The organism is Pigmentiphaga humi (genome assembly GCF_900606115.1).
Classification (GTDB): Bacteria; Pseudomonadota; Gammaproteobacteria; order Burkholderiales; family Burkholderiaceae_B; genus Pigmentiphaga; species Pigmentiphaga humi.
On record NZ_UWPJ01000017.1, the window covers coordinates 83,089 to 103,924 of the forward strand.

The 20,836-nt window shown below is 68.7% G+C and carries 19 protein-coding genes; 11 read left to right on the forward strand and 8 right to left on the reverse strand.

The genetic code is table 11. The features are described from left to right. Positions 1 to 13: 13 nt before the first annotated feature. Positions 14 to 943, reverse strand: coding sequence for a sugar phosphate isomerase/epimerase family protein (locus PIGHUM_RS10595; RefSeq protein ID WP_124079559.1), 930 nt, complete (start codon positions 941 to 943; stop codon positions 14 to 16). Between the two features lie 274 nt (positions 944 to 1,217). Between PIGHUM_RS10595 and PIGHUM_RS10600 the strand changes: the two genes are divergently transcribed. The 9 genes from PIGHUM_RS10600 to PIGHUM_RS10640 all read left to right on the forward strand — a co-directional run bounded on the left by PIGHUM_RS10600 (position 1,218) and on the right by PIGHUM_RS10640 (position 11,081). Continuing rightward, positions 1,218 to 1,430 carry a DNA gyrase inhibitor YacG gene (locus tag PIGHUM_RS10600; RefSeq protein ID WP_124079741.1) on the forward strand — a complete coding sequence of 71 codons (213 nt, stop codon included), beginning with the start codon at positions 1,218 to 1,220 and terminating at the stop codon, positions 1,428 to 1,430. Positions 1,431 to 1,599: 169 nt separating this feature from the next. Beyond that, positions 1,600 to 1,893 carry a lasso peptide biosynthesis PqqD family chaperone gene (locus PIGHUM_RS10605; RefSeq protein ID WP_124079560.1) on the forward strand — a complete coding sequence of 98 codons (294 nt, stop codon included), beginning with the start codon at positions 1,600 to 1,602 and terminating at the stop codon, positions 1,891 to 1,893. Continuing rightward, positions 1,886 to 2,824, forward strand: coding sequence for a phosphoenolpyruvate carboxykinase (ATP) (locus PIGHUM_RS10610; RefSeq protein WP_124079561.1), 939 nt, complete (start codon positions 1,886 to 1,888; stop codon positions 2,822 to 2,824). The genes PIGHUM_RS10605 and PIGHUM_RS10610 overlap by 8 nt, the downstream gene beginning before the upstream one ends. Positions 2,825 to 2,874: 50 nt before the next feature. Continuing rightward, on the forward strand, positions 2,875 to 3,849 hold the full coding sequence (locus tag PIGHUM_RS10615) for an AAA family ATPase (protein WP_124079562.1): 975 nt from the start codon (positions 2,875 to 2,877) through the stop codon (positions 3,847 to 3,849). Next, positions 3,842 to 5,530 carry a cobaltochelatase CobT-related protein gene (locus PIGHUM_RS10620; RefSeq protein ID WP_124079563.1) on the forward strand — a complete coding sequence of 563 codons (1,689 nt, stop codon included), beginning with the start codon at positions 3,842 to 3,844 and terminating at the stop codon, positions 5,528 to 5,530. The genes PIGHUM_RS10615 and PIGHUM_RS10620 overlap by 8 nt, the downstream gene beginning before the upstream one ends. Continuing rightward, a complete protein-coding gene (locus tag PIGHUM_RS10625; protein WP_124079564.1) occupies positions 5,527 to 7,464 on the forward strand; it encodes an asparagine synthetase B family protein in 1,938 nt (645 codons plus the stop codon). Before PIGHUM_RS10620 ends, PIGHUM_RS10625 begins: the two co-directional genes overlap by 4 nt. Positions 7,465 to 7,480: 16 nt before the next feature. Further along, complete coding sequence (locus PIGHUM_RS10630) at positions 7,481 to 7,975, forward strand: lasso peptide biosynthesis B2 protein (protein ID WP_124079565.1); 495 nt, start codon at positions 7,481 to 7,483, stop codon at positions 7,973 to 7,975. Positions 7,976 to 8,052: 77 nt separating this feature from the next. Next, the gene (locus tag PIGHUM_RS10635; protein WP_222929247.1) at positions 8,053 to 9,825 is read left to right on the forward strand and encodes an ABC transporter ATP-binding protein; all 1,773 of its coding nucleotides are present in this window, start codon (positions 8,053 to 8,055) and stop codon (positions 9,823 to 9,825) included. Beyond that, entirely contained in the window at positions 9,822 to 11,081 is a 1,260-nt protein-coding gene (locus PIGHUM_RS10640; RefSeq protein ID WP_160142235.1) for a nucleotidyltransferase domain-containing protein, read from the forward strand. The genes PIGHUM_RS10635 and PIGHUM_RS10640 overlap by 4 nt, the downstream gene beginning before the upstream one ends. On the opposite strand, the gene cysC is transcribed toward PIGHUM_RS10640, so the two are convergent. Continuing rightward, a complete protein-coding gene (gene cysC / locus PIGHUM_RS10645; RefSeq protein ID WP_124079567.1) occupies positions 11,059 to 11,685 on the reverse strand; it encodes an adenylyl-sulfate kinase in 627 nt (208 codons plus the stop codon). The two genes, PIGHUM_RS10640 and cysC, sit on opposite strands and share 23 nt — an antisense overlap. A 111-nt stretch (positions 11,686 to 11,796) precedes the next feature. Between cysC and PIGHUM_RS10650 the strand changes: the two genes are divergently transcribed. Both PIGHUM_RS10650 and PIGHUM_RS10655 read left to right on the forward strand, forming a co-directional pair. Further along, positions 11,797 to 12,690 carry a phosphoenolpyruvate carboxykinase (ATP) gene (locus tag PIGHUM_RS10650; protein ID WP_124079568.1) on the forward strand — a complete coding sequence of 298 codons (894 nt, stop codon included), beginning with the start codon at positions 11,797 to 11,799 and terminating at the stop codon, positions 12,688 to 12,690. Then, entirely contained in the window at positions 12,687 to 13,544 is an 858-nt protein-coding gene (locus PIGHUM_RS10655; RefSeq protein WP_124079569.1) for a sulfotransferase domain-containing protein, read from the forward strand. The genes PIGHUM_RS10650 and PIGHUM_RS10655 overlap by 4 nt, the downstream gene beginning before the upstream one ends. Positions 13,545 to 13,577: 33 nt before the next feature. Here PIGHUM_RS10655 and PIGHUM_RS10660 read toward each other — a convergent pair whose 3' ends face one another. The 6 genes from PIGHUM_RS10660 to thiE all read right to left on the reverse strand — a co-directional run bounded on the left by PIGHUM_RS10660 (position 13,578) and on the right by thiE (position 20,801). Beyond that, positions 13,578 to 14,699, reverse strand: a complete 1,122-nt coding sequence (locus PIGHUM_RS10660) for a thiamine phosphate synthase (protein ID WP_187697774.1) — start codon at positions 14,697 to 14,699, stop codon at positions 13,578 to 13,580. A 110-nt stretch (positions 14,700 to 14,809) separates the two neighbouring features. Continuing rightward, entirely contained in the window at positions 14,810 to 15,757 is a 948-nt protein-coding gene (locus PIGHUM_RS10670; RefSeq protein ID WP_124079744.1) for an ATP-binding protein, read from the reverse strand. A 164-nt stretch (positions 15,758 to 15,921) separates the two neighbouring features. After that, positions 15,922 to 17,421 carry a Fic family protein gene (locus PIGHUM_RS10675; RefSeq protein WP_124079570.1) on the reverse strand — a complete coding sequence of 500 codons (1,500 nt, stop codon included), beginning with the start codon at positions 17,419 to 17,421 and terminating at the stop codon, positions 15,922 to 15,924. Between the two features lie 133 nt (positions 17,422 to 17,554). After that, complete coding sequence (gene argJ, locus PIGHUM_RS10680; RefSeq protein ID WP_124079571.1) at positions 17,555 to 18,781, reverse strand: bifunctional glutamate N-acetyltransferase/amino-acid acetyltransferase ArgJ; 1,227 nt, start codon at positions 18,779 to 18,781, stop codon at positions 17,555 to 17,557. A 53-nt stretch (positions 18,782 to 18,834) separates the two neighbouring features. Then, the gene (gene hemL, locus PIGHUM_RS10685; protein WP_124079572.1) at positions 18,835 to 20,118 is read right to left on the reverse strand and encodes a glutamate-1-semialdehyde 2,1-aminomutase; all 1,284 of its coding nucleotides are present in this window, start codon (positions 20,116 to 20,118) and stop codon (positions 18,835 to 18,837) included. Positions 20,119 to 20,120: 2 nt separating this feature from the next. Next, positions 20,121 to 20,801: a thiamine phosphate synthase gene (thiE, locus tag PIGHUM_RS10690; RefSeq protein WP_124079573.1), complete on the reverse strand. Its 681-nt coding sequence runs from the start codon at positions 20,799 to 20,801 to the stop codon at positions 20,121 to 20,123. Positions 20,802 to 20,836 lie beyond the last annotated feature (35 nt).

Here is a 20,836-nt window from a genome sequence, read left to right on the forward strand (position 1 = left end):
GTTCACCGGCCGTTCATAGGGATTCGGCGCTGCGCATCACCGGCTCGGCATGCGCGCGGATGCGGCGGGCCGTCTCGAAGGGATCTCCTCCCTGCAGTTCAGGCAGGTACAGCTCCACGGACAATGGTCCGGAGTAGCCTTTGTCCAGCAGTTTTTTCAGCGTCGACTGCAGCGGCGCGATGCCTTCGCCAGGCACGGCGCGGCTGTTGCCGTCCAGCAGCTCGCGCGGCAGGTCGGGCACGTCCTGGAAGTGGACGTGCCCGATCTCGCCGTTCTTCAGCATGTCGAGATCTTCGGTTTTGCTGAGCCCGGTAAAGAAATGGTAGAAATCAAAAACGGGCTTGAGATGCGAATGGTCCGCCTCGCGGATGAGCTTCAGGAGCGTGGGCAGCGTCGAAATATAAGTAGAGCTGCGGCTGAATTCGATCATGGCGGTCATGCCGTATTTCTGCGCGATGTCGGCGGCTTCGCGCATGCATGCCGGACCAGCCTTGTAGTCATCCAATGTCATTTTCGACTTGGTGTTGGCTGAGCCGTAAATGCGCTTCAAGCCGAGTTCCGCAAACTGCTGGCATCGCCTTTCCCAGACCTCCAGGGCGGCTTTCCTGCCCGGATGCGGATTCCATATTTCGGTGAGCCCCGGCGTGCAACTCACCGCGGTGAGATTCAAATCTCCCAAAAGCCGGCCTGCTGCCTGAAGGGTATTGTTTTTCAAAAAATCATCGAGCGATTTGGCCGTCAATTCCACATATTCGATGCCGGCGCGCGACCATCCCTCCATGGAAGCCTGGAATCCCGCTTTTGCCGAGGTGGTCTGGTGCATGCATAGGCCCAGTCGGGACCGCGCAACGGCTCCTGTCTCGGCCGGCGAGGTCTTCGCGCCCGCCGCGCCGGGCAGCGTGGGAAGGAGCGATGCCAGCAGCATCGTTCTGCGAGTGATCATGTGAGTCCCCTACGCAAGTCGGAAAAATGAAAATGCCGCTTGAGGCTTATCGAGTCTGGATGCCTGGCTTTTCAGCTGGGTAGGAGCATAGATACGGGATCCCCGCTCCGCGTGCCGGTAACTTAATGTTGCACGATCTGCACGGGGGGCCGTGCGCCGGCTGGTCCGGCGCGAGCAGGGCGTCCATCCGGAATCGCAGCCGTCTGCGGCGGCCGCGCTCTTCGCGCTGGTGTCGTGCAACAGTTTGCGAGGCCGGAGCCGCTACAATCCCGCCATGGTCAAGAAAGTGAAATGCCCCACCTGTTCCCGGCTTGCGCCGTGGAGCCCCGACAATGCCTGGCGGCCCTTTTGCTCGGAGCGCTGCCGCCAGATCGATCTGGGCGCCTGGGCCGCGGACAAGTTCGCGATTCCCGGGGCGCCGCTGGAGGCAGACGAGTTGACCGGAGACGGGGCTGTACGGTTTTCCGCTCCCCATACGCTGAATTGACTTGACGGCGGGCCCCGGCCGGATATTTCCATCGGCGCGTATCCCCGTCCGCCGAACAACATGGCTTTTTCGGCTGTTTTCATCGCGCCGACAACGGCTTCTGCCAGGTGCAGCTGGCTAAAATTGCGCCGTGCCCGGGGGCGGACACGACATATTTCTCGGGGAATCAATGAATACGGATAATCGGCTGTTCATGCGCCAGGATGGCCTGGTCGCGACGGATATGGATGGCGAAACGGTCATGATGAGCGTCGAGCGGGGCGAGTATTTCGGATTGAGCGGCATAGGCGGCCAGATCTGGGCATGGCTGGAACAGCCCAGGACGCTGGACCAATTGGTCGAATCGGTCTGCGAAACGTTCGAGATCGAACCCGCGACCGGCCGGGCGGATCTGCAGCGATTCCTGCAGTCTCTGCAGGACAACGGCTTGATCAAGGTGGTGCCGGCGTCCGCGCATGTCTGAGCGCGCGCCGTTTGCGTCTACGGGCGCCATGCACTATCGCGCCCACCAATTGCTCTTGCGGAGCGAGATCGCCCTGCACGAATTGCTGCCGGCCACAGGCGGCGTGGATGGCCAGACCCCCGATGTAACGATCCGGCTGGGCCGGGTCGGTACGGACGGGTGGGCCGACGAGCACCGATGCGGTCCGCGGCTGTGGACGAGTCCGGGGCGGCTGCGCCTGCAGGTGCCCGGCGTGGCGACTTTCCTGGTCGAACACGGCCGGACGATCGTGGTCGAGCCCGACCAGGGGGCGGACGATGGCAGTATCCGCCTGTTCCTGCTGGGGTCGGCCATGGGCGCGCTGCTGCATCAGCGGGGCCTGCTGGTGTTGCACGGCAATGCCATTCAAATCGGCGACCGCTGCATGGTCTGCGTGGGGCAGTCTGGCATGGGCAAATCCACGCTTGCTGCCGGGTTCATGCGCAGGGGCCATTCCATCCTGGCGGACGACGTTACACCGGTAACGCGCGACGGCCTGGCCTTGCCGGGGATGCCGCGCGTCAAGCTGTGGCAGGATGTGGCCGACAGGCTGGGCATCGCCACCACCGGTTTGCGGCGCATCCGGCCGAACGTCGAGAAGTTCAACTATCCCCTGGGCGGGCAGTTCTCCGCGCAGCCGCTGCCCCTGCGCTGGGTCTACCTGCTGGAGCGTGGCGACGGCGAGGCCGTGCACGTCGAGCCGCTGCGCGGGGTGGGGCGCTTCACCGTGCTGCGCGAACATACTTACCGGCTGCGCTACGTGGAAGGCATGAAGCAGGGCCCCGGACACCTCCGGGCTTGCAGCGAATTGGCCGGCCGTATTCGCCTCGCCCGCGTCCGGCGGCCCACCGAGGGCTTTCGCCTGGATGCCCTGATCGACGCCCTGCTTGCCGACATGGCCGCGCATCCATGATGCCCGCATCGACGGCTCCAGCTATTACGGTACGAACGAATTTGCCTGCCATGACCGAACCCAGTTCCCTGCCCGATGTGTCCTGCGAGACCGAGTCCGCGTTCGGAATGTCCGTGCCCTGGCGCGTCCCCGCCTTCAGCGCCGGCGCCGGCGTACTGGCCGAGCACGTGCCGCTCGCCGACCCGGCCTTCCGTTTCGAGCCGGCAATATGCCGCGCGCTGCTGGCCGGGTTCGCGCACAACCGGCGCGTCTATCTCTATGGTCCGCATGGCAGCGGCAAGTCGTCGCACATCGAACAGATCGCGGCGCGGCTGAACTGGCCATGCGTGCGCATCAACCTCGACGGCCACGTCACGCGGGCCGATCTCGTCGGCCGCGACATGGTGCTGCTGCGCGAGGGCCGGCAGGTCACGGAGTTCGTGCCGGGCATGCTGGTCTGGGCCCTGCAGCACCCGGTGGCGCTGGTGCTGGACGAATACGATGCAGGGCGGCCGGACGTCATGTTCGTCATCCAGCGCCTGCTCGAATCCAACGGCCGCCTGACCTTGCTCGACCAGAATCGCGTCATCACGCCCCATCCCGGATTCCGGCTCTTCGCGACGGCGAATACCGCCGGCCAGGGCGACGCCTCCGGGCTCTACGTGGGCACCCAGCCGCTGAACCAGAGCCAGATGGACCGCTGGGACATCGTCGCGGAGCTGGGCTACCTGCCTGCGGAGCAGGAAACGGCCATCCTGCTGGCCCAGCTTCCCGAACTCGGCGAACAGCGGGCGCAGCGCATGGTCAGCCTGGCCGGGCTGTGCCGCGAGGCCTTCCGGCAGTCCGACCTGTCCACGCTCCTGTCCTTGCGCGGCCTGCTCAGCTGGGGCCAGAACTGGCGCCTGCTGGGCGATGACGGCGAGGCCTTCCGCTGGGCGTTCTGGAATCGTTGCGACGAGACCGAGCGTCCGCTGGTCGCCGAACTGTATCAACGCTGCTTTGCCGAAGAGCTCGGCGGGCCATTGCCGGAGCACGGCGGTGCGTGAGGAGGCCGCCCCGGCCGCGGAGGCGGCCTGGAGCGAGGCGTGGCTGCGCGCCTATGCCGGCGCAGCATGCCCGGAGCCGGTAGGGATTCCGGTCGCGGCGAACGTGTCCCCTGGGGCCCGGCACCGCGCGCGCGCCGATTCGGCCGCCGCGTGGAGGCGCTGGCACGAGCCGGCGGCGCGGCAAGATCTGCCCGCCGAACAACTGCCCTGGTATGCGGTGCTGGAGCGGGCCCGCGTGGAAACCCTGGCCAGCCGGCACCTGCCCGGCATGGCATCCAACCTGGCGTCCGCGCCGGAACTCGGTCCCGGCATGGCGGAGCTCGCATGGCTGTACGCGGCGGCCCGGCATGCATTGGGCGGCGGCAACGAGGCGCGCCTGCTGGAATTGCTCGGCGGGCTTGCGCCGGATGAGCCCGCGCGCAAACGCCGGTGGCCGTGGCGGGTGGACAAGGCGCGGCTGCCTGCCAGGCCCGGCGATGCCGCCATCGCGGCGGTGCTGCGCCAAGCGCACGGCAGCCTGGAGGACGGCGCGCGCTTTGCCAGCCTGGTCGAGCCGCTGACGCGGGCGCTTGCCGCGAGTTTCCCGCAGGCCGGCCAGGAAGAAAGCCTGCCGGGCGAGCCGCGCCAGGGCGAATCCGCCGCGCCGCGGCCGGACGCGGAAGGCGCCGAACTGCCCGCGCCGCCGGAGGCCGCGGCTGCCGGCGCCGGGGCGGCGCAGAGCCTGGCCAGGTCGTATCCGGATTACCGGATCTACCATGCAGGATGGGACGAGCAGGGGCCCGCGTCCGCATGGCTCGAGCCCCGCGACGCGGCGGGCCTGGCGCGCCTGCAGACTGTGGACCGTGCCGGTGTGCGGCGCCTGGCGCAACGCCTGCAGCGGCTGCTGCAGGCGGCCCGGCAGCGCCATTGGGACACCGAGCAGGAAGCCGGGAGGCTCGATAGCCGCCGGCTGAGCCGGCTGGCCGTACCCAATGGCGGGCAGCGCGTGTTTCGTGTCGAATCGGCCGCGCGCGTGCCCGAGGCTTGCGTGACCTTGCTGGTGGATCAGTCGGGATCGATGCGCGGCCAGCGGCTGCTGATGGCCGCGCTGGCAATCGACATGGCGGTGCAGACCCTGGAGGCTTGCGGGCTGGCGTGCGAGGTCCTGGGCTATACGACCTGCTTCGGCCCGGACAATCCGGTCGAGCGCCGGTGGCGCGAGCACGGCGCGGCGGCGCATCCGGGGCGTCTGAATGCCGTCCGGCACATCGTCTACAAATCGGCCGCGCAGTCGTGGCGGCGCGCCCGCACGGGCCTGGGCCTGCTCTTGCGGGAAGGCTTCGGCCACGAGAACGTCGATGGCGAGGCCCTGCACTGGGCCGCGTCCAGGCTGGCGGCACGGCCCGAGCAGCGCAAGGTGCTGCTGGTGCTGTCGGACGGCGCGCCCTATGATGCGGCCACCGTGGCCGTCCAGGGGCGCGGCCTGCTGGAAGATCACCTGCGGGCGGTGATCGCGCGCATCGAAGACAGCCCGCTGCAACTGGCGGCCATCGGCATGGGCCACGACGTGGGCCGCTACTATCGGCGATCGGCCAGCGTCCATGAGCCGGAGCGGGTCGCCCAGGTGCTGTTCGAGCGCCTGGCCCAGCTCCTGGTCCCGGCCGAGGCCGGCCATTCCCCCTCTTTGGGTAGACACCTATGACAGCGATCGCCGGCGTCGTGCGCCTGGACCAGACTCCCGTGGACCGTTCCGCCCTCGAGCGCGTGCAGGCCGTCCTCGCCCCCTACGGGCGCGATGCCCAGCATCGCTGGCAACAGGGCGAGGCCGGCTTCGTGCGCACGCTGCTGCGGACCACGCCCGAAGACAGCATGGACCGCCAGCCGCTGCACGACGCGGAAAGCCAGACCGTTCTGCTGTTCGACGGCAGGCTGGACAATCGCGAGGAGCTGGCGCGCGGCCTGGGCCTGGATGCGGCGTCGCTGGCCCGGATGGCCGACAGCGCGCTGGCGCTTGGCGCGTGCCTGCGCTGGGATACCGATGCGCCCAAGCGCATGCTCGGCGATTTCGCCATCGCCTGCTGGCAGCCTGCGCGGCGGCGCCTGTGGCTGGCGCGCGATCCGCTCGGCATCCGGCCGCTGTACTGGCATCGCCATGCCGGGGCATTCGTGTTCGCATCGATGCCCAAAGGCCTGTTCGCGTGGCCATGGGTGCCCCGCGCCCTGGACGAGGCGGCCTTGCACGATTACCTGTGCCTGTTGCCGCAAGATGGCGCGAACACCCTTTTCCGGGACATCCAGTGTGTCGAGCCGGGCCAGGTGCTGGTGCTCGACGCGGGAAAAGTCACGACGCAGCGCTACCACGATTTCGATGCCCGGCGCGAACTGCGCCTGTCCAGCGACGGCGAATACCTGGAAGCGTTCCGGGAACAGCTCGACCGGGCGGTGGCGTGCCGGCTGCGAACGACGGGCAGGGTCGCCTCGCATCTGAGTTCGGGGTTCGACAGCTCGACGATCGCGGCAATCGCGGCGCGGCAACTGGCCGGACAGGGAAAAGGGCTGCTCGCCTATACGGCGGTGCCGCGCGAAGGCTACGCGCATCCGGTGCGGCGCGGACGCCATGGCGACGAGAGCGACGGCGCCCGCGCATTGGCGGCCCGCTTCGCCAATATCGAACACGTGCTGATCCGCAGCGGCGGCACTTCCCCGGTGAAGGGCCTGGAGGCCGCCATCGAACGCCTGGACAGCGCCGTCCGCAATCCCTGCAACCAGGTGTGGATCCATGCCATCGAAGCCGATGCGGCAGCGCGCGGGGCGAAGGTGCTCCTGACAGGGCAGCTGGGCAACGTCAGCATCTCGTATACCGGCGAGCAGCGGCTGCCCGCGCTGCTGGCGCAGGGGCGCTGGCTGACGTGGTGGCGGGAGATGAACGCGCTCAGGCGCCGCGCCGGCCACCGCGCGCTGGGGTTGACCGCGCTCTCGTTCGGGCCTTATGTGCCGGCGGCCCTCTGGCACGCCCTGCGCGCGTGGCGCGGCAAAGCCGACTATGGGTCGCCCACCGACTACTCCGCGATCCACCCCGGCTTCATGGCGCGGATGGGAACCCGCAAGCGTGCCGGCGATCTGGGCTGGGACCTCGACTATCGTCCATGGGCCAGTGGCCGGAACATGCGCATCGCCATGCTGGAGCGGGTCGACCTGGGCAATCATTTCGCAGCGACCCAGGCCATGGGGCTGGACATGCGCGATCCGACCGCCGACGTCCGCCTGATCGAGTTCGGCCTGGCCGTGCCCGACAGCCAGTACCTGAACGCGGGGCGCAAACGGTGGCTGCTGACCCGCCTGATGGCGGACGTGCTGCCCCCGGAAATTCTGAATGCACGCAGCAAGGGGCTGCAGGCCGCAGACTGGCACGAGGGCGCTGCGGCGGACCTGCAGGGCCTGCGCGATGCCTGGCAGCAGATGGCCGGACATCCGGGCATCGCCGGCTACCTGGATCTGGAGGCGATGGGCCGGGCCCTGGAAAACTGGCCCGAAGGCGGATGGCACGAGGGCGCCGTCACCAACGAGTACCGGTTGAAACTGATGCGGGGGATGTCCGTGGGGACGTTCATCCGCTACGTCGACGACCGCAACTGAGGAGGCCGACCGAATCATGGCCAAGAACGGCATTGCCGTGTGGATGCGCAAGCTGGCTACGCTGCGCAGGCTGCCATTCTTCGTACTGTGCTGGCTGGTGCCGGCGTGGTGCCTGCTGGGCATCGGCCGGGCGCTGGTGCTCGCCGTGTCGTTCCGCAGGCTCGCGCCGTGGCTGGGACGGCAGCAGCAGGCGCCCGCTCCCTGGGTGCCGCTGCTGTCGCGCGAACAGGAGCGGCGCGCGCGCCTCGTCGGCCGGGTCGTACGGATCGCCGCCCGCTATACGCCCTGGGAATCGAATTGTTTTCCGCAGGCCATCGCCGGCCGCGTGCTACTCGGCATCTACCGGGTGCCGTACGTGCTGTGCTTCGGCCTGACCAAAAAGGCGGGTTCGGCAACCCCGCTGGCCCATGCCTGGGTGGCCGCCGGGCCGGTGCCGGTGACCGGCGGCCTGTCGTTCGGCCGCTATGCCGTGGTCGGCGTGTTCGTGTCGCCTGGCTTGGAAGCGCGATGAGCGCGCCCGCCCGGCCGCCCGAAGGGCGCGCGTCCTCCCGCGGGGAGGATGTCGCGCAGCGACAGGAGGGTACACCAGTGAGCGCGCCCGCCCGGCCGCCCGAAGGGCGCGCGCCGTCCCCCGCCCAGTTCTGGATGCTGCTGAGACTGGCGCCGCGCGGCCAGCTCCTGGCATTGCTCGGGCTGATGCTGCTGTGCGGCCTGACCGAAGGCATCGGACTGGTGCTGCTGGTGCCGGTGCTCGACGGCCTGGGCGGCGCGGCCGGGCCGCGCGCGGCGGGCGGAGTGGGCGGCTGGTTCCAGGCGATCTCCCAGCACGGAAGCCTGGCGTTCTGGCTGGCGGTCTTCCTGCTGCTGGTGGTGTTGCGCAGCGCGGCTCAGTTCGGCCGCGACCGTCTCGGGCAGCACGTTCAGCACCATCTCGTGGACGCCCTGCGCGCGCGCTGTTTCGCCGCATTGCTGGCGGCGGAGTGGCGGTGGCTGACGGGCCGGCGCAGCAGCGAGCACGCCAGTCTTCTTTTGACCGACGTGTCCCGCGTCGGGGTGGGGCTGCACTACGGCCTGCAACTGCTGGCCGGCCTGGCCGCGATGGCGGCCAACCTGGCCGCCGCCAGCCTGCTGTCCTTGCCGCTGACCGGCATCGCCCTGGCGAGCGGCGCACTCGTGTTCGTCGCGTTGCGGGGCCAGCGCCGCCACGCTTTGTCGCTGGGGCAGGGGCTCATGGGGGCGAACCGCGCCATGCATGGCCAGGTCCAGGAGAACCTGGCCGGCATGCGGCTGGCCAAGACCCTCGGCATCGAGGCGGGCTTCCTGCGGCAGTTCGAGGACAGTGCGGCCGCCCTGCGCAGGCAGGTGCTGCGTTTCGGCATCAGCAACGGCCTGTCCCAGGCCTGTTTCCAGGTTTCCGGCGCGATCCTGCTGGTCGGCTACCTTGCCATCGGGCTGTGGTGGGGAACGCCGGTCCCGGTTCTGCTGACGCTGGTCCTGGTGTTCAGCCGCCTGATCCCCCAGTTCATGGCCGCGCATCAACAACTGCACCACTGGCTGCATGCCATGCCGGTCTGGCAGCAGACCCAGGTCTTGCTGGAGGAGTGCCGCCTGCATGCCGAGCCGGCCGCGCAGGCTTCGCGGCCGTTCGCGGCCGAACGCGTCATCGAGGTCCGGGGCGTGCGGGTCCTGCATGGCGAGCGGGAGCGTCCCGCGCTGGACGGGGTCAGCCTGGCGCTCCCGGTGCGCAGCACGACAGCGGTGATGGGCGCCTCGGGCGCCGGCAAGAGCACGCTGGCCGACGTGTTGGCGGGCCTGGTCGCGCCCGACCAGGGGCAACTGCTGGTCGATGGGCAGGAAATCTCCGGCGCCGCCCGGCACGCCTGGCGCGCGCAGGTGGCCTACGTCCCGCAGGATGCCTTTCTTTTCCACGACACTATTCGCGCCAACCTGCTGTGCGCGGCGCCCCAGGCCAGCGAGGACGACCTCGCCCGGGCGCTGGAGCGCGCCGCGGCAGGCTTCGTCGCCCAATTGCCGCAGGGCCTCGATACCGTGGTCGGCGACGGCGGCGTGCGCCTGTCCGGAGGCGAGCGCCAACGCATCGCGCTGGCGCGCGCGCTGTTGCGCCGCCCCAGCCTGCTCATCCTGGACGAGGCGACCAGCGCGCTCGACATGGAGAATGAGCGGCGCATACGCCATGCGATCGAACAATTGCATGGCGACCTGACGGTCCTCATCATCGGCCATCGCATCGCCACGCTCGAACACGCCGACCAGGTGGCGGTGCTCGAGCATGGCCGGGTGAAAGCATGCGGAACCTGGCGGGAGATCGCGCCCGCCTCGACCACAGGAATTACATCATGACTGCCTTCACGTCGCGGCAGGTCCTGCAGGACCTGCTGCTGGACATGCTTTCCGAGACCAGGGCGGTGGGCCAGGACAGGATCGACGCCTTGTCGCAGGCCGACTGGGACGCCGTGCTGTCGATGGCCAGAGAGCACCGGATCGTGCCGCTGCTGGATTGGCAATTGCGCCGCGTCCATGGCCATTTGCACCTGCCGGAGGCGTTCGGCCGGGAACTGGTCCGCCTGCGCCAGAGCTGGACGATGCGCCTGCTGGCCTTGCAGCGCGAGCTCGTCCTCGTGCACCGGCTGCTGGCGCAGGCAGGCATTCCGCACATGGCGCTGAAAGGCGCGTGTCTGGCCTGGCACGCCTACCCGCATCCGGCGTTGAGGACCATGCGCGACCTGGATATCCTCGTGCCGATGGACCGGGCGGTGCAGGCCTACAGGGCGCTGCTAGACGGCGGGCTGACGCGGATCGATGTCCTGCCCGGCCATCCCGAGGCCGCGCTCGACGAGGAGGCGCGCAAGAAGCACCTTCCCGGACTGCGCACCGCATCGGGAACGGCGCTGATCGAGCTGCACGTGCGCCTGTTCCATCCGGAAACCGGACCGGATGCGCGAGCCGACCTCTCCGAGAGTCCCGATTTCTGGCAGCGCGTCCGCACCTGGTCCATCGGGTCGGACCAGATCCCGATGGAAGGCGCGACCGATCTGCTGCTGCATCTGATCGTGCACACCGTGTACGAACACGAATTCAACAACGGCCCGCTGTTGCTCAGCGATATCGCGTTCCTGCTGCGCACCGCCGCCATCGACTGGCCGCTGTTCTGGCGGCTGGCGGCGCAGCGGCGCCATACGCGGGGCTGTGCGCTGGCCCTCCAGCTGACTCAGCGCTACTGGAACGTGGGCGGCATCGATTGGCGGGGGGCGGGTTCCGTGCAGGTATCCGGGCAGCAGCTCGACCTCGCCGCCCTGCTCATGCTGCGCAGCTATCACGACCGCAGCGAGGTCGCCTTCCAGGCCGGCGTGGCGGGCCGCTACTCGGCGCTGGGCAAGTTGCGCTTCGTGCTGGGGCGGGTGTTCCTGCCGCGGGCCAGGCTCGCCGCGCGCTATCCGGCGCACGCTTCGAGCTGGCGCATCTACCTGTGGTACTTCGCGTACTGGCGCCTGTTGATGAAGGAGTGGCTGCCCCGGTTATGGCAGGCCAGGCGGGAGTCCAGCCTGCGCGGCGAGGTGAACCGGCTGGTGGCGTTCAGGACCTGGCTGCAAGAGTGAGCGGCGGCCGGGCCGCGGCCGGGATGGCGCGCAGGAGTTCGTCCACGGCTTGCGGCGCGGCGATGCTGTCGCAGCGCAAGTGGATTTCGGGGGCGGCAGGGGGCTCGTAAGGGCTGTCTATGCCGGTGAACTGCGGGAGTTCGCCGCGGCGCGCCCGCGCGTACAGGCCTTTAACGTCGCGCTGTTCGCACACGGCCAGCGGGGTGTCGACGTAGACTTCGACGAACTCGCCCGGCGCGAACAGCGCCCGCGCCTTGGCGCGGTCGTCGCGGAACGGGGAAATCAGGCTGGCAATGACGACCAGCCCGGCATCGACCATGAGCCTGGCGACTTCAGCGACGCGGCGGATGTTCTCCGCCCGGTCCTGGGCGGAAAAGCCCAGATCGCGGTTCAGGCCCAGGCGCAGGCGGTCGCCGTCCAGCACGCACACGCCTTGCCCGGCCGCGCGCAGGCGTTGTTCCAGCAGGTCGGCAAGCGTGGATTTGCCGGCGCCCGACAGGCCCGTCATCCAGACGCAATGCGCGCGGTATGCCGATGGCAGAGGCCGGTCGTCGTCCCGGGGGTCATGCGGGCGTGGTTCGGGTCGGGCGTGGGCGTCTGTCATCGTGTCGAAGAGGGGGGGGGGGGCGGCCGCCGCGCCGGCCGGCGTTTGCCTGCGTCCGGGTGCGCCCCTAGAATCCAATGTCTCTACTATAACTTTCCCTCCGGCTCCATTTTGCGATTCACCGCCTTTGATCTTCTTATCCGGAGCGACCTGGAGCTTCCGGAACTCCTGCCTTGCACCGGCCGCGCATCGGAAACCCCCGACGTCGTGCTGCGCGTGGATGCGGCCGACGCGCCAGGCGGTCGGCGGACTGGACCGTTCACCCGGATCGGCGGCGACTGGTTCAGCCTGGAGGTTCCCGGCATCGCCCGCTACCTGGTCGAGCGCGGCGCGCAGGTGTCGATCGACCCGTCGCCCGGCGCCGATGCCGCCGCCGTCCGGCTCTTCCTGCTGGGGCCGGTCATCAGCGCGCTGCTTGCCCAGCGCGGCCTGACCGTCCTGCGCGGCGCGGCCGTGCGGGTCGGCGAGCAATGCATGGTCTGCGCCGGCGCCTCGGGGGGCGGCAAGTCCACGGTCGCCGCGGCGCTCATGCTGCGCGGGCACCAGGTCCTGGCCGACGACGTGGTCGCGGTGGACGGCCAGGGGCGGGTCCTGCCGGGTCTGGCACGGCTCAAGCTGTGGGCCGATGCCGCCCGGGCGCTGGGAATCGACACCGCGGCGCTTTCGCCCGTGCGGCCCGGCATGGAGCGGTTCAGTCTGCCGCTGGGCGCCAGCCTGGCAGAGCGGGCCTTGCCCGTGCGTTCGGTCTACGCGCTGGCCGGCATCGAAGGCGCCACGGCGCTGCGGGTCCAGGCAGTGCGCGGCATGCAGCGTTTCGGCATGCTGAAGGCGCTCGCCTACCAGCCGGGCCTGATGGAGTATTTCGTGCGCGAGGACCGGGCGCTGCTGCACACGGGCGGGCTGGGAGCGCGGGTCGGCATCGCATCGGTGGAGCGCCCGGCGCGAGGCATGGACGTAAACGTCCTCGCCGAGTATCTGCTCGATGACATGGAGAGCCAGGCATGAGCGGCATCTACTGGCTGGCGTCCTATCCGAAGTCCGGCAATACCTGGATGCGCGCTTTCCTGGCCAATCTGCAGCAGGACGGCGAGCGGCCCGTCAGCATCAACGACATAGGCGTAGGCGACATCGCCAGCCGCCGCAGCACCTTGGATGCGGTGCTGGGGTTCGATACGGCGGATCTGACGCTGGAGGAAATCGAGCGCTTGCGCCCCGATGTCTACGACTGGTGCGATGGCGAGACGGGCGTCCGCTACTGCAAGATCCACGATGCCTATACCCGCGGGCCGGACGGACGGCCGCTGGTGGGAACCGGGTCGACGCGCGGCGCCGTCTATATCGTGCGCAACCCGCTCGACGTCGTATCGTCCGCAGCGCAGCATTGGAACCTGGGGCGGGACGCGACCATCGCCCGCATGGCCGATCCGGACGCGGCATTGGCCAGGCATGCGGCGGCCCGCGGCGGGCTGCAGGTGTTCCAGCGCATGCTGAGCTGGTCCGGCCACGTGCTCAGCTGGGTGGACGCGCCCGGCCTGGCGTGCCTGCCTGTGCGCTATGAAGACATGCTGGCGCAGCCGCTGGAGACGTTCACCCGGGTCGCCGGTTTTCTCGGCATGCCGGCCGATGCCGGGCGGGTGGCCAAGGCCGTCCGCTTCAGTTCGTTCGAGGTGCTGGCGGGGCAGGAAGCGGAGTCGGGTTTCCGCGAGCGTCCCGCCCACGCCGAACGTTTCTTCCGCGAGGGACGCAGCGGCGGCTGGCGGGACAGGCTGGACCCGGGCCAGGTCGCGCGCATTCTGGCGGACCACGGGGCGGTGATGCGGCGTTTCGGATACCTGGACGAGGCAGGCGAACCCGTCTGAGGAGCGCCTGCGCAGCGGGCGCCCCGTGAGGCTTTACTCGTGGAAGCCGCGTATCCCTGCGATGCCGTGGGCGCCGTGGGTGATGGCCTGGGCCCGGGTGCGTTCGGACTGCCCGCCGAGCGCGAGCACCGGCAGTCCGGCCTGGTCCGCGAGTGCGGCGAAGGCGCTCCAGCCCAGCCCGGGTTGGCCGGGGTGCGAGGCGGTGGGCAGGACCGGTCCCAGCACCGCGAAGTCGGCGTCGAGCGATCGGGCCTGTTCGAGTTCGCGCGCCGTATGGGCCGAGGCGCCCAGCAGGGCCCCGCGGGGCAGGGCCGGACGGGCGCCGCCGAGGTCTGCCGCGCGCAGATGGAGGCCGTCCGCATCGGCGCGCCACGTTTGCGGATGGACGCTGTTGAGCAGGACTTTGGCGCCTGCGGCGTGCGCCCGTGCGACGACCTGGCCGAGCACCTCGCGCAGCGCGCCGTCGGCGGCGCCGCCGGGCCAGGCGGGTTCACGAAACTGCACCAGCTTTACCCCGCGCGCCAGCGCCGCGTCCAGGCGCCGCAGAAAGGGCTCGATCCCGGTGGGCGCGCCTATGTCGGAGATGACGTAGGTGTCGGGCACATGCAGCCAGCGCAAGGGCGGCAGGGTGGCGGGCAGGAGCGGGCCGATGCGGGGCTCCAGGGCGAGTCCGAGCGCGTCTTCGGCGGCCTGCGCGCGCGCCTGGGCGATCTCCAGGTCGGTCGGCTGTTCGCCGCGGGCGAGGCGGGCCTCCAGCGCGGCGATGCGCCCGGCCAGCTCGTGTTCCGCCGCTTCGATCTCGGGTCTGTTGGCGGCGCGGATTCCCGCCCACTGGAGGGCTTGGGATTCGAGCCCGCGCGGCTGCCCTTCCCAGCGGGTGACGCGGCAGAAGTAGAGGCGGACGGTGGCGTGGCTGTAGGCGTGGACGTGGGTGATCCAGCGCGAGGATTCGAGCACGGCGATGCCGAGTTCTTCGTGGAGTTCGCGGGCCAGGGCCTGCAGAACGGATTCGCCGGGTTCGAGCTTGCCGCCGGGGAGCTCCCACCAGCCGGCGTAGGGTTTGCCGGCGGGGCGCTGGCCCAGCAGGAGGCGCCCGTCGGGCTGGAGCATGACGCCTACGGCTACGTCTACGATCTTGGTGGGAGCTGCGGTCATGCGGGGTCCTTGCCTGGGGGCGCGGCTCTCTTGAAGCCGCATTCTGTATCGGTTGCCGGTACGTCTCCGGTCCGGCTGCCGGCGTGCAGGGCCGGCACGGTCCGGGCCAGCTATTCGATGCCGGCCATATCGTCCAGGGCGCCGCCGCGCCAATCCGCCAGCGGTCCTTGCCGGGGCGCCTGGGCATCCGCCTCGGCGCGTGCGCGCGAGGCCTCCCGGCCGGCCCAATCCTTCGCGAATTGCCAGGCGACGCGGCCCGAGCGCGAGCCCCGTTCCAGGGTCCATTGCAGGGCCTGGGTCTGCGAACGGGCGATGGAGTCTTCGCTGCAGCCGAGGTCGCGCAGCCAGTGGGCGACGATGTCGAGGTAGTCGTCCTGCTTGAAGGGATAGAACGAGAGCCAGATGCCGAAGCGTTCGGACAGCGAGATCTTTTCCTCGATGGTTTCGCCGGGATGGATCTCGCCGTCGCTCTGGTGCTTGGCGTCGAGATTCTCGTGCATGTACTCGGGCATCAGGTGGCGGCGGTTGGAAGTCGCGTAAATGAGCACATTGTTGGTGGACGCCGCGATGGAGCCGTCGAGGACGGACTTGAGCGCCTTGTAGCCGGGCTCGCCCTCTTCGAACGAAAGGTCGTCGCAGAAAACGATGAAGCGTTCCGGCCGGTCGGCGACGGTTTCGACGATTTCCTGGAGGTCGCCGAGATCGGATTTGTCGACCTCGATCAGGCGCAGGCCGCGGCTGCCGTAGGTGGCCAGCATGGCCTTGACCAGCGAGCTTTTGCCGGTGCCGCGCGCCCCGGTCATGAGGACGTTGTTGGCCGGCTTGCCTTCGAGGAACTGGATGGTGTTGCGGTCGATGACGGCCTTCTGGCGGTCGATGTGCTGGAGGTCTTCGAGATCGATGGTGGCGATGTGACGGACGGGCTCGAGCCAGCCGCGCGTGCTGCGCTTGCGCCAGCGGAAAGCGTGGGCGTTCCAGTCGATGGGAGGCGGAGCGGGCGGAAGCCAGGCCTCGAGCTGGGCGAGGACGCCTTCGGCGCGTTTCAGGAAGGAGGCCAGATCGACTGGGTTGAAGGGAGCGTTCGACACAGCTGGGTTCCTATCGTCGGAGATGGGGGATGTTGCCAGGCGCCCTAATTTGTACGCCAAACTTCGAAAAAACTTCAGTGGGATCGAGAATCGATGATTTCTTGGCAAAAAAATGTGGAATTATCGAAAACGGGTTACTTTTCTTGATCCTCAGCGAGGTTTGGGCGGGCGATTCCGAAGGCCTCGCAAACAACCTGTTCGATCCGGTCGAGTACTGCGGCAGGCAGGTGAACATATTGCTTGCGCCGATGCAGGGATAGGCGCCCTTGTTGCGATTGGGCCATGCGTATGAGCGCGGATAAATCTTTTCTGGGCAGATCCAGTTCCGCATCCAGACGTTCGAAGGCCTGATCGTAGCCGCTCAACCACGCCAGTTCGCGGGGAATTTCTTCGTCTACGGCGAGCTGGATCATGCGGTGAAGGAATGCGACTTCGTTGCTGGCGTCGAAGAATCGATAGGTGCCGCTGCCTGGATGAGCCGTCACATAGGGGTCCGGATCGCCGCGGACATAGTTCCAGAGCCGCGTGACAGGCTGGGAAAAGCCAGTCAGCACGCCGAGATATTCCGGAATGTGTCGCTGGATGACTGCCGAGACCGGCACCACGGTGCCGGCAGGCAGCAGTCCCGAATGGGTCAGCACATGGTGGATGAGGAATCGGTGCAGCCGTCCGTTTCCGTCCAGGAAGGGATGGAGGTAGACAAAGCCGAATGCCGAGATCGCCGCCTTGACGAGCACGTCGGTGCAGCGGCCGCTGTCGTTGGTGAAGTCCTCCCAGCCCCGCATCGAGCGGGCCAGATCCGCCTGCGGCACGGGGAAGAACGTGATGCGGCCTGTCGCGTCTTCCAGCCAGTTCTGCTTGGTCCGATAGGAGGCCTCCTGGCTGTAGACGTTGCGCACCGCGGCGTTCTGGAGACTGACGAGCCATTCCTCGCTCACTTGTGCCATCTCGCCGGCCCGCCGCAGCAATTGCACGAACCGTTCTTGCTTGTCCGAACTTGGAGATTCGTGTTCGATGGCGAAGCTGCTGCGCGTTTCCGACAAATAGAGGTAACTCAGGGCGCGTTCGTAGAGTGCCGGATCGGCGACCGAGGCCAGCGTCGTTCGGGCGCGCTCACAGAGTTCGGGCAGGGATGGACCTGCCGGCATGGCCTCGCGCCGGACGATGGGCGAGAAGTCGGCTGTACCCAATGCGTTGTTCCGCACGCGGAACTTGCGGTCGTTGATGGGATGTTCTGCCGTGACGTAGCCTCCCGGGGAATAGAGGTCGACGTAGCCGGCTTTCGGTACGGTCTCGATAGGTAGAGAGGCTTCGGTCAGCCATTCCCACAAGTGGCAGGCCCGACGGATCGGCTCGCCGTTGGGCGCCTGTTGCAAGCGGTTCGCAAGGATTCCCGGCTCCCGCCATGTCGCAAACAGTGCGTCGATCACTTCCAGATTGACGCCTTCGTGCCGCAAGGCGAACTCCAGGTGACCGATCACGCTGTCTTCCAGCGCGACGCCGCGTGGAAAAAGAACGCGGTCCACGGAATCGATGCGCCGGTTCACCGACCCGCTGACATGGGCGGTCCGGGCCAGGGGACGAACTGGCAGGGCTAGCCGGTCAATGAGCTGTGCGTAACCTGCCGTCGTCATGTCCACTCGAGATTCGTTAAGCGGAATCGAAATTTTATAATTATTTTTTGGAAATTATCGATTCAATCGAAGTTTATTGTTTTGTGAGACGTTTTTCTCGAAATGGATGGGGACGTCCCCATCCATCTCTTCATCACGACCGATAATCCGCGTTGATGCTCACGTACTCGTGCGAGAAATCGCAGGTGTAGACCGTTTCGCGCACGTCCCCGCGTCCCAGCGAGATCCGCACCGCGATTTCGGGCTGCTTCATCACGCGCTGGCCGTCTTCTTCCTGGTAGTCGGGGTTGCGGCCGCCGTCCCTGGCGACCCACACGTCGTCCAGCCACAGGTTTACCCGGCCGACGTCGAGGTCGTCGATGCCGGCATAGCCGATGGCGGCGAGGATGCGGCCGAGGTTGGGGTCGGAGGCGTAGAAGGCGGTCTTGACCAGCGGCGAGTGGGCCACGGAGTAGGCCACCTTGAGCGCTTCTTCCTGGGTGCCGGCGTTCTCGACGGTGATGGCGATGAACTTGGTGGCGCCTTCGGCGTCGCGCACGATCAGCTGCGCCAGCTGGGTGGCGGCGGCCTTGAGGGTGGCGAGCAGTTCGGGGTAGAGCGGATCGGACTCGGATTCGATGCGCAGGGCGGCGCGGCCGGTGGCGGCGATGATGAACGAGTCGTTGGTGGAGGTGTCGCCGTCCACGGTGATGCGGTTGAACGAGACGTCGGCGACCGGGCCGGCCATGCGCCTGAGCAGGCCCTGGTCGATGGTGGCGTCGGTGGCCATGAAGCCGAGCATGGTGGCCATGTTGGGCCGGATCATGCCGGCGCCTTTGCTGACGCCGGTGATGGTGATTTCGTGGCCGCCGATGACCGCCTTGCACGAGACGATCTTGGGCAGGGTGTCGGTGGTCATGATGCCGTGCGCGGCTTCGATCCAGTTGTCCGCGCCCAGCGCCTGGACCGCGGCGGGCAGGCCGGCCTCGATGCGTTCGACCGGCAGCGGTTCGAGGATGACGCCGGTCGAGAAGGGCAGGACTTGCCTGGGGTCGAGTTGCAGCAGCCCGGCGGCGGCCGCGCAGGTGGCGCGGGCGGCGGCCAGGCCGGGTTCGCCGGTGCCGGCATTGGCGTTGCCGGTGTTGATCACCATGGCGCGGATGGGCAGCGATTGCGCCAGGTGTTCTTCGCAGACCTGCACGGGCGCGGCGCGGAAGCGGTTGCGCGTGAAGACGCCGGCCACGTGGGTGCCTTCGGCCAGGCGGAAGACGGTCAGGTCGCGCCGGCCGGCCTTGCGGATGCCGGCCTCGGTGACGCCGATATCGATGCCGTTGACCGGAAAGACCTGCTCGGGAGCGGGTATGTGCAGATTGACAGCCATGGTGTCCTCGCGGATCGGAAAGAGCGTGGCGCGGAACGGTCCGCGCCGCCGGGTCAGGGGTTGAGTTCGGCGAAGGCTTCGCCGGCCACGGCCACCGTGCGGGCGATGATGTCGTCGTCGTGGGCGATGGAGACGAAGCCCGCTTCGAAGGCCGAGGGCGCGAAGTTCACGCCGCGCGCCAGCGCGGCATGGAAGAATTTGTTGAAGGCGGCGGTGTCGCCGGCCGAGACTTCGGCCAGCGAGGCCGGGACGGCGTCGCGGAAGTAGAGGCCGAACATGCCGCCCACGTGGTCGGCGCTGAAGGCTACGCCGGCGCTGGCCGCGGCCGCGCGCAGGCCCGCGACCAGCTTGCCGGTCTGGGCTTCGAGCCGTTCGTAGAAGCCGGGCTGGCCGATCAGGCGCAGCGTGGTCAGGCCGGCGGCCACGGCCACCGGGTTGCCGGACAGCGTGCCGGCCTGGTAGACGCCGCCCAGCGGCGCGATGTGGGCCATGATGTCGCGCCGCCCGCCGAAGGCGCCGATGGGCATGCCGCCGCCGATGACCTTGGCCAGCGTGGTCAGGTCGGGCACGATGCCGGTGCGGCCCTGCACGCCTTGCGGGCCGACGCGAAAGCCCGTCATCACTTCGTCGAAGATCAGCACGGCGCCGAAGCGCGTGCATTGGTCGCGCAGCGCCTGCAGGAAGCCGGGCACGGGCTGCACCAGGTTCATGTTGCCGGCTACGGGCTCGACGATCACGCAGGCGATCTCGTCGCCGTATTTCTCGAAGGCGGCTTCGACGCCGGCGACGTCGTTGTAGTCCAGCACCAGGGTGTGGGCGGTGAATTCGGGCGGCACGCCGGCCGAGGTCGGGTTGCCGAAGGTCAGCAGGCCCGAGCCGGCCTTGACCAGCAGACTGTCGGCGTGGCCGTGGTAGCAGCCTTCGAACTTGATGATCTTGGCGCGGCCGGTGTAGCCCCGCGCCAGGCGGATCGCGCTCATGGTGGCTTCGGTGCCGGAGCTGACCAGCCGCACCTGTTCGATGGACGGCAGGCGGTGCACCAGCAGTTCGGCCAGTTCGATCTCGGCCTCGGTGGGCGCGCCGAAGGACAGGCCGTTGACCGCGGCCTCCTGTACGGCCTTCACCACCTCGGGATGGGCGTGGCCGAGGATGGCCGGGCCCCACGAGCCCACATAGTCGATGTACTGCTTCTGGTCGGCGTCCCAGACGTAGGCGCCGTTGGCGCGTTCGATGAAGGGGGGCGTGCCGCCCACCGAGCGGAAGGCGCGCACCGGCGAATTGACGCCGCCGGGAATGGTGCGGCAGGCGCGTTCGAAGAGTTCTACGTTGCGGATCATGCTCATGCCTTGCGATTTGCGTTGTCGTGGGAAGCGCCGGCCCATGCCTGGCTGAAGGCGCGGGCCGTGGCTTCGATGTCGGCGGCGCCGAACAGCGCGGTGATCACCGCCAGCGCGTCGGCCCCGGCCTGGGCGGCCAGCGGCGCGTTCTGCGGCGTGATGCCGCCGATCGCCACCACCGGCGGCCGGACGCCGGTGCCGGGCAGGCGCAGCCGCCGGGCCTCGGCCAGGCAGGACAGCGGCGCGTGCACCGCGGCCGGCTTGGTGGGCGAGTCGAACACCGCGCCGAAGGCGACGTGGTCGGCGCCCGCCGCCAGCGCCGCGCGGGCCCGTTCAGGTTCGTTATAGCAGGAGGCGCCGATCAGCAGCCCGGCGCCGCCCGCCTGGCGCGCGTGGGCGATGTCGCCGTCGTCGCGCCCGAGATGGACGCCGTCGGCGCCGACGTCCAGCGCCAGCCGCCAGTCGTCGTTGACGATCAGCACGAGGCCCAGCCGCGCACACGCCTCGCGCAGCGCGCGCGCCTGCTCCAGCCGCTTCGCAGGCGCAGCCTCCTTGCGGCGCAGCTGCAGCACGCGCATCCCCCCCCGCGCCGCCGCCTCCACGGCCTCCAGCAACCGCCCGGTATCGTCCCATTCCGGCGTAATGCCATACAGCCCGGCTACCGCACCCTCTTCCCTATCCATCCCAATCCTCCAGTTCCGCCGCTCACTTCTCTCAG